This window comes from Neptuniibacter sp. QD48_55 (assembly GCF_047778115.1).
Taxonomy (GTDB): domain Bacteria; phylum Pseudomonadota; class Gammaproteobacteria; order Pseudomonadales; family Balneatricaceae; genus Neptuniibacter.
This window is the reverse complement of sequence record NZ_CP180555.1, coordinates 2,839,825-2,853,037: the sequence shown is the minus strand read 5'-3', so window position 1 is coordinate 2,853,037 and position 13,213 is coordinate 2,839,825. Positions and strand designations below refer to the sequence as shown.

Below are 13,213 nucleotides of genomic sequence, written 5' to 3'. Positions count from 1 at the left end.
ATAAATTCTTTCTAAATTCACCTACATATCTGTTCAATCTTTGTTTGAAATTATATTTGATTTCCCTAATGTTTTTTTTCGCTAGTGGCTTTTATGCCCTAAATTCCCGAATCTCCCTTTCCAATATTTTCTATTAAAAATCAGCCTTCTCTGGGATGAATTCCGGCTTTTTTGATTGGGTTTTTAGGAATCTGTCATGAAGGTTTCGGGATGAAGTTGATTCCAAAGTACTAGAAAAGGTGGCTCTAATGGCCAGTTTGGTAACATTTTTGAAACAGTTACCTTTTCTGTCACGTTTTTCAGACATTGGGCGCTAAGGATTAGTTCCCAACATTTCAAGGAAGTCAGATTAAGCCATAGCCAAGGGCAAAAAATTATGAGCACGGATAAACCAGCAGCCGATCCAGCTAAACAGAAATTGTTGGAGTTGTTTGAAGATGTGCTTGCTCATGATGGTTACGGCGAGATCCGAATCGAAACAAAAATTCTAAAACGCCAGCAAAAAGAGGTCATTCTCCATTACGGCCGACAGTACCGTTTTGTGGTGGATGTTTAAGCTAGCGAAGAGTTCGTCCCTAATTAAAAGAGTGCAATGCGGGTTTGCATCTTAAAGATTTTTATAACTAAAAATCCAAAAATCTGTGTGAGACAGATGCGGTAAAAATAATAAAGAGAAAAATAATGAACGCTCAACAGATCAAAGAAACGATTCGCAAGTTCAAAAATGCTGACCTGACTCAGGTTAAAGACGCAGAATTACGTGCTAAGGGTGAGAAACTTCAAGGTAAACAGGGCGGTTTTACTTTGCTTGAATTGCTAGTTGTAGTTGCGATTCTTGCGGTAATTGCGGGTTCTGTAATCGCTTCCCTAGATGGTAAGGAAGAGGGTGCGGCTCAATCAACTACCGTGCACACAATGGCTGCATTAGAAAGTGGTTTAAGAGTCTTCGAAACAACAGAGAAGCGAATTTTGCCAGCAGAACTAGAGTCAATGATCTGTGTTGGTGGTTTTGACACAAGTGTGAATGGGGCATTGACCTTATCAACAGCTGACCTATCTACTAATGCTGGAACGGCTATCCTCTTAGCTAATGGTGCCAATGCCTCTAATGTTGCACGTGTCGATGGTGGTTTAACTGAAGATAAGCATGGAGCTCTAGTTGTTCAACCAATCTTACAAACAACTGCTGTTTTCGGAACTCTTCAAGATGCAGGTTTGACAAGTCTTCGCTATACAACATCGACTTTATGTAATGCTACAGCAGGAGAGCTGCTTTTAAATAACGAAGATGGTGATCCGGTCAATGACGTTGCCTTGGTTGACGTTACTAAGCCAAACCTAGTATTCCGTAATCCTGTTGTAGATGGTGATGATTGGGAATATGGTGCAGGTGCAGCTGTTGATCTTACTACCACTCTAGCAACTGAGTCTGTGCCAATTGCATTTCACACAGAACCAGAAGAAATTGGTGCAGATGACGATGATATCGTAGCTGTATTCGGTATTGGTCCTGATTCATCCTTAACCAATGAAATTATTGGCCGAGCACCATCGGATGGTAATGTTGGACCTGATAAATACGGTCATTTCTCTCTTGCTGTTGTAGTTGGTGAATGTGCTGGTGGCATTGAGGATGCTGCTTGTGCAGACCCTGCAAACTGGGATTCTGATGATGGTGTACAGATCTTAGCAGTACTTGATGGTGGCGGCGACGCTTACGACGACGAGATCGCTGAAGCTAAAGGTAACGAAGAAGAGTAATTCTTATTTCTAAAAAGGCAGGGGCTTAGCTCCTGCCTTTTTTGTCAGAAATACTTGTGATTTTTTGCCCTTAAGCCAGTTAAATGTGGCGAAAGGGGCTTTGTAAAACAGGCTTTACTTGGATAAGGCTAGATAGCTAGGGATCGGCTAATAACAATAATAAATACAATGGCTAAATATGAAGTTGGTAGATAAACAATACCGCAGTTCTCCAATAGACCGTTTTTCTAAAAGTGTCCGTAACGATGTTTTTAGCAAAGCGGTTTTGTCGTCTCAGAAGGGGTTTACTCTTTTAGAGATGCTAGTGGTTGCGGCTATCTTGTTAGTAGTCGCTGGTGGCGTTGTGACCTCTTTCCGTGATGTTGGCTCAGATGCCGCAGATCAGGCAGCGCGTTACCAGATGCAGCAGCTGGGTGAGGCGATCGAAGCGTACTATAAAGATAATGGGTCTTTTCCCGCTCGTACTACACCTGCAGACCTATCCTTTCTTTTTGAACAAACGACTGAGAGTAATTGGAGTACCGATTATCGCCGAGGTTGGCGCGGACCCTACCTAAATGGCCACAAGTATCTTTATCTGGATATTGGTGACGATCTGACATCTGATGGCTCGAGTATTAGTGCTTCTGCAGATCCGGGCGAGCCTTTTGTGATTGATGGGGTAGAGATTGAATCTGTAATTGGTATCGCAGACCCTTATGATCATTATCCCGTCGATGACGGTCAGAGCCGCAGTGTAAATGGTTGCAATACGACAGACTGTCTATTGGAATGGCGTAAAATTTCGGGTGATGATTCAACCCTGATCAATCGCTTTGGTCGTCCTTATTTGGCGATTGATCTAGAGGTGATGGCGAATAGCACTATCGTGCCAGGGGTGCCTCGATTAGTTAGCTTTGGTTCGAATGGTATTTACGAGCCAAACAGTTGCGATTATACCGAGACAGATCCAGTTGATGCTGATTTCTGTGATGCTGATCTTCTTTGTAGCAGTAGTGGGGATGATATTGTCTTATGCCTTCGCTAATCCTCAATCAACCATCTTCAAAGCGTCAATCTGGCTTTACCTTATTAGAGCTGGTGTTAGTGATGCTAATTATCGGCTTGGTAGCCAGTACTCCATTGGTGTTTATCGATAATCAGGATAATCAACTTCGTTACGATGAAACCTTAGATAAGATGGAGCTGCTCAGAAAAAGCATCTTGATGCAAAGTAGTTATCGTAACCAACCTGTTCTATCCGGTTTTATTATCGATAACGGTGTTTTACCGCCTGCGAGTGCCACTTTGTCTCAGGATCCTACAGAGCTACAGCCTTTGATCAATAAAGATGGAAGTTGGGAGGTAAGTGGTTCTGATCAGTGGATTGATCTCGCTATGCTGGATCCTTACGTTAATTTTGGCGGAACGCCCACGCAAATATCTGCCTACCCACAGTTAAAAGGTTATCGCGCTAATTATTTAAGTTCGGGCTTAGATAGTAATCGTGAATTCAGAGATGGCTGGGGTATTGGGTTCGAAGTCAGTAATGCTTCTGATCAGTATCAATTCAATTATAAAGGCGATGATGGTGATCATCCTGCGAGTTACAACCTGGTTGTGTCTGGTGCTATTGAGAGTACTGACTGGCAGGTGCCGTTAAGTCAAATTGATATTCAAGTTCAAAACAATAGTGATACGGACAGTCATAAATTGGCATTAGTTGTGTTTAAAAATGCTGCTGTTTCTGATGATGAAGATCGTTGGGTTACTTATCACTTCGATGCCGCTGCATCGACCGCAACCAATTCTCTTTCATTGGCAACTAATGAATGGCATGAGAATGGTACGTCTATTTCTGATGCCAGTACTAAACAGATTCCCGTAGGTCAGCATGCTGTTTTTGTTATGGATAGCGCTGGATCGGTTGTAGAAAAATATGATCGCTTGCTGGTAATACCAAATGCTACGCAGCCAGTACTGCAATTTGAGGTTAATTAATGCTGTCGTTTCTGAATAAAAAAGCAGCGGGTAAGGGTCTGCTGGTCCTAAAAACAGATGGGTTTGGTCTACGAGCAACTGTTATTAATGGCAATCGTGATGCACTAAAAGTAACAGTGTCTGTGTCGTCACAACAGATTGATCCAATCGCTGCGCTGACTGATGTGTTGGAGCAGTTAAAGAATGTGCTGGGTAAAAATGTACCTAGTAATGCATTATTGCTGCATATTAGCGCTATTCCAGATCTGGTTCAGATCACTGAAAGTTTTGATTCTGCTGAAGCAGAAAATTTACTTGAGATGCTGCGTTGGGAGATGGAAGGTGTGGTTGCTATGCAATCGCCAAACTGGGATCTGGGTTGGTTGTTGATGGGTCGTGGATATATAACCCCTGAGCAACGCGAAGAACTGGTGCATCTAGTAACAGAAGAGAAGCAGTTGTCAGCGCAACATGGCGGCCGAAGCCCAATGCGCTTGGGTGAAGTCGCGATCCGTGAGCAGATGGTTTCGAAGGAGCAGATAGCTGAATGCTTGCATATCCAACAGAAGCTGCAGCTGGCAGACCAGCGTTTGCTCACTCAGTGGAGACCACAGCCTAAAGAGGAATCACCTTATAGTGATGATGACTTAGGTGATGCGCAAAAATTTTTGTGTAGCGCTATGCCAGCTGCTCAGCATCAACAATGGTTAGATGCTGTAAAAAAAGTTGGTGGCAGTTCTGGTTTTCCTAAGCTGAACCTGCGTCAGGTATACCCTTTTGCGGGCTCCACTGTGCCGTTGTTGGATAGCACTGACACTGTATTGTTAACCGAATTCCATAAGGCTTATGTTTTCTGTGCTGTGTTGCAGGATAACCAGATCCGCGATGTGGCGATGGTGAAATGCTCCAGCCATATGTTAGATGCAGGTGCGGTTGCAGAGGTCTTAACGACAGGTTCGTTTGCGCAAGCAAATCGTTGGCTTGTTGCTGATGGTGATAGCGCATTTAGCGACCAAATCTCTCAGCTAGGATCATTGCTACAGCTCGATGCAGAATCTTTAGCTCAGGCTGCGGCGGATAAAATACCTTCTGGCAGAAATGAGTTGTTAGCTGAACTAGGGGCAGCGAGGCATTTTCTTGGTAGTGCCCCACTTTCTGTCGCACCTTTAATTGGCATGCCGCCACCTGATCCTATTTATCGTAGTAACGGTTTTAAAATTGCAATGGCTGCTTGTGTGTTGCCACTGTTAATCGCTGCTTATGAAGGTTTCTTTTATTGGAAGTTAGATCGATTGCAACAGGAATTAGCATCTTCTGAAAGGCAATTAGAAATAATGGAAGAGAAAAGGGATCGGCAGCGTAAAGACAGTGCTGAAGCCCGCAAGAATATCACCGCGTATCAGCAGAACACTGTTTTACTGAGCGCATTGCAATCTGAAAAACAGCTGGTTGAGCAAGTGATTGTTAAGCGTCAGTCATTTGTCGAACGTCTTCTACCCGTGCTATCGGAAAGTATTAACGATGGCGTAGTGCTGGAGTCAATGAAAGAAAGTGCCTGGTATGAATTCTCTATTACGGGGAAGGCTGTAGATCAGGCCAGCATTGATGACTTCAATCAGGTTCTATCCATCAGCCTTGAGCCACTGAATATGTATATCGATAAGAGCCCGAGTAATTTCAAAGGGGATTCAGCGCTGATGCAAAACGGTATTTATGTTTTTGAGTTCGTTTTGAAACAAAAGGGGGCTCAATGATGAATGCCTTTGCTGAAATGAACATGCGTGAAAGGATCCTAGTCGCAGTTTTAGGGGCTGCTTTGATCGCGGGTGGTTACCTGTTTTTTCGGGGAGCTGAACTGAATAAACAAGTGCTTGTTTTGGAAGACAGAATTGAATCTGTTGAGAAAAAAGTTAAGAAGGCAGCTAAACGCCAGAGAAAAAGCACCGGCGAAGTACCTAAGCTTGATGGTAAGAAAATTAGTGCCAGTGATGTGCGGAAACTAACTAAAGCGATTGAATCGGAAAAATCTAAGCTTTCTGGTTTTGGCTATAGCTTCATCGATGTCCGTGATAAAGCAAAGTTTGCTCAGTTACTTAGCCAAATAACCCAGCATGCGGAAGCGAATCGTTTACAACTGCTTTCGAAAGTGCAGAGCGAGGGTGATTTATCTGAAATGGTCTCGTCTAAGCCTGCGAAACAGGGGGCAGGGGATCTCAACCGCCCTCTTTATGAATTGCGTCTACAGGGCGGTTTTAGCGCGTTGTATGGGTTTATTAAGCAGCTCTCCCGCTTGGAATACTCGGTTATTCCAATCAAATTCCAGATTAGCCGTACTGATCGAACTGCCTTGGGTGGTGGGCGCGTGCTAGATATTGAGATGACGTTGGCATTGTGATGGAAAATAACAACTATAAAGATCAGTTTGAGCAGTTACTGGCAATGATGCTGGAACTAGGTGCTTCTGATATGCATTGCTCGGCTAATGTTGCGCCGGTGATGCGTATTCATGGTGAACTGCAAGAACGTGAAGAGCTTCCCCCTTTTGAGAAAGACCAGTTACTGGGGATGGCTGAAGCGGTTTTATCTACAGAGCAATTTGAACATCTTATCAGCAAACGCAGTTGTGATCTGGGTTATTCAAATCAGCTTGGCGTACGTTTTCGTTTAAATATCTACTTTGAACGTGGTGCATTAGCTTTTGCTATTCGCGCATTAGATGGGTCCTTTTGTACCTTCGAAGAACTGCGTTTACCTGCGCAGCTTGAAGATGTTGTAGGTTTTAAGGATGGTTTGGTTTTAGTTACAGGGGCTACCGGTAGCGGTAAGTCCACAACATTGGCAAGCATTATCAATAAGATAAATGAGACTCGTGCTTGCCATATTTTAACCATCGAAGACCCGATTGAATTTGTACACAGTAATATTCGCTCCGTAGTGCATCAACGCGAAGTAGGTGATGATGTCCTCTCTTTTGCTGATGCCATTCGAAGCGCTATGCGAGAAGATCCAGATGTAATGTTGCTGGGTGAGATGCGTGATCTTGAAACCATGCACGCAGCCATTACTGCGGCTGAAACAGGTCATTTGGTATTTGCCACTCTACATACAAATGATGCGGTTGGCGTGATTGATCGATTAATCGGTATGTTCCCTGGCGATCTGCAAAATACAGTGCGTCAGCAGCTATCTATGTGTCTGCGAGCAGTCGTTACCCAGACTTTAGTCCGCTCTCCTGATGGCCAAGGGCGTATTCCGGTGAATGAAATTTTGATGGTCAATGGCGCTGTATCTAACCTTATTCGTGAGAATAACTCCACGCAAATTCGTTCTGTGATGGAAACGGGGCGGGCACAAGGTAATCAGACTTTCGAATTTGCATTAGCTAAACGTGTATATGAAAAGTTCTTAACCAAAGAGCAAGCGTTGCAGCTAACCAGTCGAAAAGAGCAGTTTGAGAACTCTCTTCGAGTGTTGGGCAGGTAACCAGCTATGGCGATTAGGGATAAATGGCTAATTGAAGCTGCTATTAAGCAAGGTTTAATTTCAGAGAGCCAGCATACAGAGGCTAGCTTACATGCGCGCCGTTTAAAAATGGATGAGAAGACGGTGCTTTGTTATGAGCAGCGTATAGCGCCAAGCAGCTTTTATCATGCTTATGCTAGTGAGCATGGTATGCAGTATCTTCGACCATCGCAGATCAAAGTAGATAAAAGTCGCCTGAGTAATATACCGCAAAGTTTTATTCGTCAGTTTCGTATTCTCCCTGTCGATATAGGTGAAGTTGATAGCGATAAAATCTATGTCGTTACCGATTCTCCAGAGAATCCGACACTCGAAAAACAGTTACAGCGATTATTCAAGACGGATGTAAAACTCTGCTTGGCTGAGCCAGAAGCATTTGAATGCAGTTTGCGTTTAGATGTGGAGTTAAGCAATGCAGAATTAGGTTTTGATGCAGTTGCAGAGTTTTCTGAGTTGTTGAATCAAGCTTATATGCATCGAGCATCCGATATTCATATCGAGCCCTTAGCTGACTACTACATTGTGCGATTGCGGGTAGATGGCCATTTACAGCAATATGGGAAGCGTTTTACCCTTTCGGAAGGGATCTCTTTAGTTAGCCGTATTAAAGTTATGTCTAACCTAGATATTGCTGAAACTCGGATGCCACAGGATGGCGGTGCTGATTATACAACGCCTTATAACGTCGAGTTTGAAATGCGTGTGGCGACGGCGCCAACTAAGCATGGTGAGCGAGTAACCCTACGTTTGCTTGGTACGGATAATCAGTTGTTTACCCTGAAACAGCTAGGAATGTCTGATGCAACGTTACGGCAGTTTAGTCGCGTAATTGCTCAGCCTCATGGCATCGTTCTGATTACAGGGCCTACAGGTAGCGGTAAATCCACTACGCTCTATGCTGCGCTTGAAGAGTTAAAATCGGAAAGCACCAATATTCTGACTGCGGAAGATCCTGTTGAGATGGTGGTAGAGGGTGTTTCTCAGGTACAGATGAATGCAAAGGTGAATTTTGCTTCTGCCCTTCGAAGTTTCCTTCGTCACGATCCCGATATCATTATGGTCGGTGAGATCCGAGATTCTGAAACTGGTGAGATTGCTCTAAAAGCTGCTACTACGGGCCATATGGTTCTATCTACCCTGCATACTAATTCTGCGATTGCTAGTGTCACGCGTTTGAAGAATATCGGGCTTGAACCCTTTATGATCGCTTCAAGCCTCCAAGGAATTGTCGCGCAACGATTGGCCAGAAAGCTTTGTCAAAGCTGTAAGTTAGAGATGCCGGCGGATTTTTCAGAATTGAAACAGCTGGGTTTGCCATCGGATGATCTAGTTATGCTCTCTCACCCTCAAGGGTGTTCCCTGTGCAATGGCACAGGCTTTAAAGGGCGTATTGCTCTATTCGAAACCTTGTGGATGGACGAGGTTTTGCGGGAGTTAATCACTCAAGAAGCAGACGAACAACAGTTACGTAAACATGCTCAGCATTATATCAGTCTTGCTCATGATGGCCGAGATAAGGTGCTTCAGGGCTTAACCTCGATGGAAGAGCTGCGTCGCTTGGGTCTTCTGAATCAGTTCGATGAGGAGGCTAACGGATGAAGTTCGTCTATCAGGGGATGAATACCTCGGGTGAAACCTGTGAAGGGACTATCTCTGCCGTTGATCATGATGCCGCAATTGCTAAGCTGCAAAAGAAAGGGATCTATATCAGCAGTATTCAAGAGAATGCTGGAAGTGGTGCTGCAGATAAGCCGAAACAAGATGCCTTTGAGCAGTTGCTTTGCCTGTTGCCTGTTAAGACCAACCAAAAAATATTCTTTTTCCGTCAGTTAGCTTTGATGTTTCGTTCTGGCTTATCTGTGACTGAGGCTTTGAATATTTTAGGTGGTATTCAGCGTGGAAGAATGCGCGAGATAATTATCGATCTAAACGATCAAATTAGTGCAGGCCAGTCGTTTTCACAATCAATGGAAAAATATGAATCTATTTTCTCACCTCTTGCGATTCATATGTTGCGCAGTGCTGAAACCAGTGGTGAATTAGAACCGGCGTTAGTACGTATTGCTGATTTTATGGAGCGCCAAGCTGATATCAAAACCCAACTTATCTCTACCATGACATACCCTGTGGTGGTGCTGTTTATGACCGTTGGGGTGTTTATCTTTTTGATGTCGACGGTTATTCCTAAGTTTGCCGCTTTCTTTGAAAAAACGGGTAGAACGCCTCCGCCAGAGATGATTCAGATGATGGGTATCTCTAACTTTATCCAACAGTATTGGGCGCATGTATTGGTAGGGATCTTACTCGTTTTGATCGGAATTATTTTGACGTATTCGCGTAAGAAAGGGCGCTTTTATATTGATTATTTGCTCCTAAAAGTTCCTCTGGTGGGTACGATGATCTCTGCAAGTTCTATGTCGCAAATTACTTGGGGATTATCCAGTATGTTGCAAAGTGGCATATCCGTTGTTCAGTCCTTAGAGATCATTAGTAAATTGATTAATAACAAGGTGATAGCCAAAGATATTGCTGATGCATCAGAAGAGATTCTTCAAGGTGCTGATATGGGTAAAAGTTTCCGTAAGACTCATATCGAAGGGCTTATTCAAGAGATGACTTTAGTCGGTGAAAGAACAGGTAGCATGGTATCGGTGATGAAAGATGCCGGTACATTTTATGAAGAGCGTGTGCGCATGATCACTAAGGCGATAGCTACAGCTATGGAGCCGGTAGCCATTCTTCTGATCGGTGGCATTGTCGGTTATGTGTATTACGGATTCTTCAAATCGATGTTTGCGGTGTCAGGTTAATTGATGATGAAAAAGATAATTTTAATCGTTTTATGTGTACTCACACTTCCTATGACAGCTATTGCTGAAGCCCCGTCAACTGGTTATGTCACAGCTAATGTTGAAGCTGGCTCAGGCGTAATTGTTATGCGAGACCCCTTTAGTGAGCCGCAAGGAGCTCCGCAACAAGAAAAGCAGGGTTTGTTAGGGGGGATTGTTGATCGGTTTGGTCAAGGGTTCCGTCGTACACCGGGCGAAGTCAATGTCCCACAGCTTCTTTTTAAAGGTTATATCGATCGCGGTGATGATTCGCCTATGGCATTGCTTCAAATTGCTGGTAGCCGAGTACATTTGGTGAAAGAGGGTGATGAGATTAATGTCGACCCTACTAACCCTCGACAGGCGATTAGAATTACAAAAATATCCCGTTTAAGTATTACTGTAGAGACAGGCACTTTAGGGCAGATGAAGGTATTACGATGAAAGCTTTAGGAAAACTTGCCCTTACTTTGGCGCTGTTAAACCCAATGGCAGTATCAGCCGCAAAGATATCAGAATTGGAATTTGCTGATACCCGCTTAAGTGATGTTATTCGAACATTATCAGAGTTGTCACAGAGCAATATCATTGCCACCCCGAATGCTATTGATAAGCGCATTACTATCCATCTGAAAAACGTATCCGATATTGATGCCATTAAATCGATCAGTCGAATTAGTGACCTTTGGTATCGCTATGATCAAGATACAAATACTTACCGCATTATGACACGGGAAGAGTATGCGAAAGATTTAGTGGTTCGAGAGAGTCAGCGTATCGAAGTTTTCCGGTTACTCAATGCCAATGTCCGTATTGTCGCTCAAGCAATAGAGGATCTTTACGGTGATCGAGTTGAATTGTCATTAGGGGAAGAGCCTGGGCAAAAGAGCTCTAGTTCGAGAAACTCTAAGTCATCATCTTCTAATTCCAATTCTTCTTCGAATCGGGGTTCCAGCTCAACATTGCAGGAATCAGCTGCAACAGAGGCTGCAAAGAAGCTTTCTTTGGGGCAGTTAGAGCAGTTATTGCAAGGCCGATCAAACGGATTAGCAATTGATCCTGCTGCTATGCAAGCAGTGACCTTAAAAGCGCAGCCTATCTATGTCACGGTCAACAATGAGCACAATATGATTATTGTACGTACTGATGATAGTAAGATTATTAACTCCATCAAGCAGCTTGTGGATAAGATGGATATTCCTGTTCCTCAAGTAATGCTAGAGATGAAAATTTTGAGCATAACTTTAGGGGATGACTTTAACTCTATTTTTAACTTTGAGTTAGCGCCTCAAGGTGGAAATCAATCTACAGTACCGTTAAAACTGGGTAATAATGCTTTGTTTAATAGCGGTAGTTTTATCTATGAATTTTTAAACGATAAGTTAAAAGCAAATATTGAATTTCTTGATGAAAATAAACGCTTAAAAGTGCTTTCCAATCCAATGGTACTGGCTTCAAATCACCGAGAAGCTGATCTGTTTATTGGTGAGGAAAGTGTTTTAACGCGAGGCTTTACCTACAATCCGGCTCAGATCGATGGTGGGATCGTGATTTCACCATCTTTTATCGAGACAGAAACGGAATTAGAAGAGATCGGTATTTCTCTGAAAATTACTCCACGTATCAATTCGGACGGCACTGTACTACTAGAGCTGCAACAGGAGAGCTCAACTCTAAATCCAGGTGGTGGCACAATTCCTATTTATGATGGTGTTGGAAATGTAGTTAACTTGGCTATAGATACTGTTAATACGTCTAGGTTGAAAGGTATTGTTGCTGCCAAGAATGGCCTAACTGTTGCCGTAGGCGGCTTAATTCGTACCACCAGAACACGGAATGAACGTAAAGTTCCACTATTAGGTGAAGTGCCAGTGGTTGGGAATATCTTTAAGTCGACAATTGAAGGGGATGAGCAGACAGAGTTGGTGCTCTTAATCACTCCTAGGATTCTAAACTCGCCTTCGCAGAGTCAGGAGTTGCAACGCAGCAATAACCGCTTCTATCAACAGTATAATGACGGATTCCCTGATCCAGCTCCTGCTGAAAATAGGTTTATTAAAACTCCGGTCAATCAGACATCTGAGCAGCTTAAAGTTGAATCTAAGAAAGAAGAGACAAAACTGTCTGATATTGATCAATTTATGATGGATGCGGGTTGACCTGCACCCATCATAAACTGCTTTAAATCAGGCCTAGATATCTAGGCTTGATTTAGTCGGTTCTCTTCGTCCCTAAAAGTTCGATCATATAACCATCAGGGTCTTTGACAAAGGCTAAGATTGTTGAGCCGTGTTTCATCGGTCCTGCAGGACGAACCACTTCGCCGCCTTTGGCTGTTATTGCATCGCACGCGGCATAAACATCTTCAACTTCAATGGCTAAGTGACCAAACGCATTACCGAGTTCGTATTGATCAGTATCCCAATTATGGGTGAGCTCAAGTGCGGTGTACTCAGATTCATCACCATAGCCTAAAAAAGCTAAGGTAAAGCGACCGTCAGGATAGTCTTTACTGCGTAACAGTTTCATACCCATTAGCTGTGTATAAAACTCAATAGATTGCTGTAAATCAGTAACACGCAACATGGTGTGTAAAAGGCGCATAATTCAGCATCCTTTTTATTTATCTTTGGTATGATGGGAGATATAAGTTTTGCCATTATATCTTTACAGTGCTTTATTATAAGGATAGATATAACAGAAGTCCTACGTTCTGTTCTGGGTATTGTGTGCGTACGGTTGTTTCTCTGGCGAGATAGGGAAGGTGTTTATGTTTCAAGATATGAATAAAAAGATCTCGGATTCGATGGGTCCGTTCAAAGAGTTGGTCAATATTCAAACCAAGATGCTTGAAGAGCTTACTCGCCAGCAGATGGAATGCACAAAGTCTTGTATTGAGGCGACTATTCAGCAGACAAAAGAGATGCAAAAGTGTCAGTCGCCAAGTGATTTGATGGAGCTACAACGTAGCTATGCGAAAGAACTGGAAGATACTCTCAAAGCGGCAAGCGAACAGAATATGAAAGCGTTGCAAGAAGCTCGCACAGAAATTGAAGATGTAGCTCAGCATACATTCGACGCTTTTAATAAGTAATTTTAATCCACCTAAAAAGCAGCCTAGGGCTGCTTTTTTTGTTTTATCT

General features: G+C 43.3%; 13 protein-coding genes. 12 read left to right on the top strand and 1 reads right to left on the bottom strand.

Features of this window, described 5'->3' with window-relative positions:
* The first annotated feature begins 376 nt into the window (after positions 1-376).
* The 11 genes from ACMXYW_RS13285 (at position 377) to ACMXYW_RS13235 (ending at position 12,229) form a co-directional block, all read left to right on the top strand.
* Entirely contained in the window at positions 377-556 is a 180-nt protein-coding gene (locus ACMXYW_RS13285; protein ID WP_415904353.1) for a hypothetical protein, read from the top strand.
* Positions 557-681: 125 nt separating this feature from the next.
* Positions 682-1,761, top strand: a complete 1,080-nt coding sequence (locus tag ACMXYW_RS13280) for a type II secretion system protein (RefSeq protein ID WP_415904352.1) — start codon at positions 682-684, stop codon at positions 1,759-1,761.
* Positions 1,762-1,939: 178 nt separating this feature from the next.
* Positions 1,940-2,788: a prepilin-type N-terminal cleavage/methylation domain-containing protein gene (locus tag ACMXYW_RS13275; RefSeq protein WP_415904351.1), complete on the top strand. Its 849-nt coding sequence runs from the start codon at positions 1,940-1,942 to the stop codon at positions 2,786-2,788.
* Entirely contained in the window at positions 2,776-3,741 is a 966-nt protein-coding gene (locus ACMXYW_RS13270; RefSeq protein WP_415904350.1) for a type II secretion system protein, read from the top strand. Before ACMXYW_RS13275 ends, ACMXYW_RS13270 begins: the two co-directional genes overlap by 13 nt.
* On the top strand, positions 3,741-5,474 hold the full coding sequence (locus tag ACMXYW_RS13265) for a hypothetical protein (RefSeq protein ID WP_415904349.1): 1,734 nt from the start codon (positions 3,741-3,743) through the stop codon (positions 5,472-5,474). The genes ACMXYW_RS13270 and ACMXYW_RS13265 overlap by 1 nt, the downstream gene beginning before the upstream one ends.
* Positions 5,471-6,115 (top strand): hypothetical protein, encoded by a 645-nt coding sequence (locus ACMXYW_RS13260; RefSeq protein WP_415904348.1) that lies wholly within the window; start codon positions 5,471-5,473, stop codon positions 6,113-6,115. Before ACMXYW_RS13265 ends, ACMXYW_RS13260 begins: the two co-directional genes overlap by 4 nt.
* On the top strand, positions 6,115-7,203 hold the full coding sequence (locus ACMXYW_RS13255) for a type IV pilus twitching motility protein PilT (RefSeq protein ID WP_415904347.1): 1,089 nt from the start codon (positions 6,115-6,117) through the stop codon (positions 7,201-7,203). Before ACMXYW_RS13260 ends, ACMXYW_RS13255 begins: the two co-directional genes overlap by 1 nt.
* Positions 7,204-7,209: 6 nt before the next feature.
* Positions 7,210-8,841 (top strand): GspE/PulE family protein, encoded by a 1,632-nt coding sequence (locus ACMXYW_RS13250; RefSeq protein WP_415904346.1) that lies wholly within the window; start codon positions 7,210-7,212, stop codon positions 8,839-8,841.
* Positions 8,838-10,052, top strand: coding sequence for a type II secretion system F family protein (locus ACMXYW_RS13245; RefSeq protein ID WP_415904345.1), 1,215 nt, complete (start codon positions 8,838-8,840; stop codon positions 10,050-10,052). The genes ACMXYW_RS13250 and ACMXYW_RS13245 overlap by 4 nt, the downstream gene beginning before the upstream one ends.
* A gap of 6 nt (positions 10,053-10,058) precedes the next feature.
* Complete coding sequence (locus ACMXYW_RS13240; RefSeq protein ID WP_415904344.1) at positions 10,059-10,514, top strand: hypothetical protein; 456 nt, start codon at positions 10,059-10,061, stop codon at positions 10,512-10,514.
* Positions 10,511-12,229 carry a type II secretion system protein GspD gene (locus ACMXYW_RS13235; RefSeq protein WP_415904343.1) on the top strand — a complete coding sequence of 573 codons (1,719 nt, stop codon included), beginning with the start codon at positions 10,511-10,513 and terminating at the stop codon, positions 12,227-12,229. The genes ACMXYW_RS13240 and ACMXYW_RS13235 overlap by 4 nt, the downstream gene beginning before the upstream one ends.
* Before the next feature lie 52 nt (positions 12,230-12,281).
* Here the strand turns inward: ACMXYW_RS13235 and gloA are convergent, their stop codons facing one another.
* Positions 12,282-12,674, bottom strand: a complete 393-nt coding sequence (gloA, locus tag ACMXYW_RS13230; protein ID WP_415904342.1) for a lactoylglutathione lyase — start codon at positions 12,672-12,674, stop codon at positions 12,282-12,284.
* Between the two features lie 166 nt (positions 12,675-12,840).
* Here gloA and ACMXYW_RS13225 point away from each other — a divergent pair, with 166 nt between their 5' ends.
* Complete coding sequence (locus ACMXYW_RS13225; RefSeq protein WP_415889133.1) at positions 12,841-13,164, top strand: phasin family protein; 324 nt, start codon at positions 12,841-12,843, stop codon at positions 13,162-13,164.
* Positions 13,165-13,213 lie beyond the last annotated feature (49 nt).

Coding starts and splice junctions, on each gene's coding strand:
- ACMXYW_RS13235 (WP_415904343.1), top strand. CDS start 10,511: ATGAAAGCTTTAGGAAAACTTGCCCTTACTTTGGCGCTGTTAAACCCA.
- ACMXYW_RS13240 (WP_415904344.1), top strand. CDS start 10,059: ATGAAAAAGATAATTTTAATCGTTTTATGTGTACTCACACTTCCTATG.
- ACMXYW_RS13275 (WP_415904351.1), top strand. CDS start 1,940: ATGAAGTTGGTAGATAAACAATACCGCAGTTCTCCAATAGACCGTTTT.
- ACMXYW_RS13265 (WP_415904349.1), top strand. CDS start 3,741: ATGCTGTCGTTTCTGAATAAAAAAGCAGCGGGTAAGGGTCTGCTGGTC.
- ACMXYW_RS13255 (WP_415904347.1), top strand. CDS start 6,115: ATGGAAAATAACAACTATAAAGATCAGTTTGAGCAGTTACTGGCAATG.
- ACMXYW_RS13270 (WP_415904350.1), top strand. CDS start 2,776: ATGCCTTCGCTAATCCTCAATCAACCATCTTCAAAGCGTCAATCTGGC.
- gloA (WP_415904342.1), bottom strand. CDS start 12,674: ATGCGCCTTTTACACACCATGTTGCGTGTTACTGATTTACAGCAATCT.
- ACMXYW_RS13260 (WP_415904348.1), top strand. CDS start 5,471: ATGATGAATGCCTTTGCTGAAATGAACATGCGTGAAAGGATCCTAGTC.
- ACMXYW_RS13285 (WP_415904353.1), top strand. CDS start 377: ATGAGCACGGATAAACCAGCAGCCGATCCAGCTAAACAGAAATTGTTG.
- ACMXYW_RS13280 (WP_415904352.1), top strand. CDS start 682: ATGAACGCTCAACAGATCAAAGAAACGATTCGCAAGTTCAAAAATGCT.
- ACMXYW_RS13225 (WP_415889133.1), top strand. CDS start 12,841: ATGTTTCAAGATATGAATAAAAAGATCTCGGATTCGATGGGTCCGTTC.
- ACMXYW_RS13250 (WP_415904346.1), top strand. CDS start 7,210: ATGGCGATTAGGGATAAATGGCTAATTGAAGCTGCTATTAAGCAAGGT.
- ACMXYW_RS13245 (WP_415904345.1), top strand. CDS start 8,838: ATGAAGTTCGTCTATCAGGGGATGAATACCTCGGGTGAAACCTGTGAA.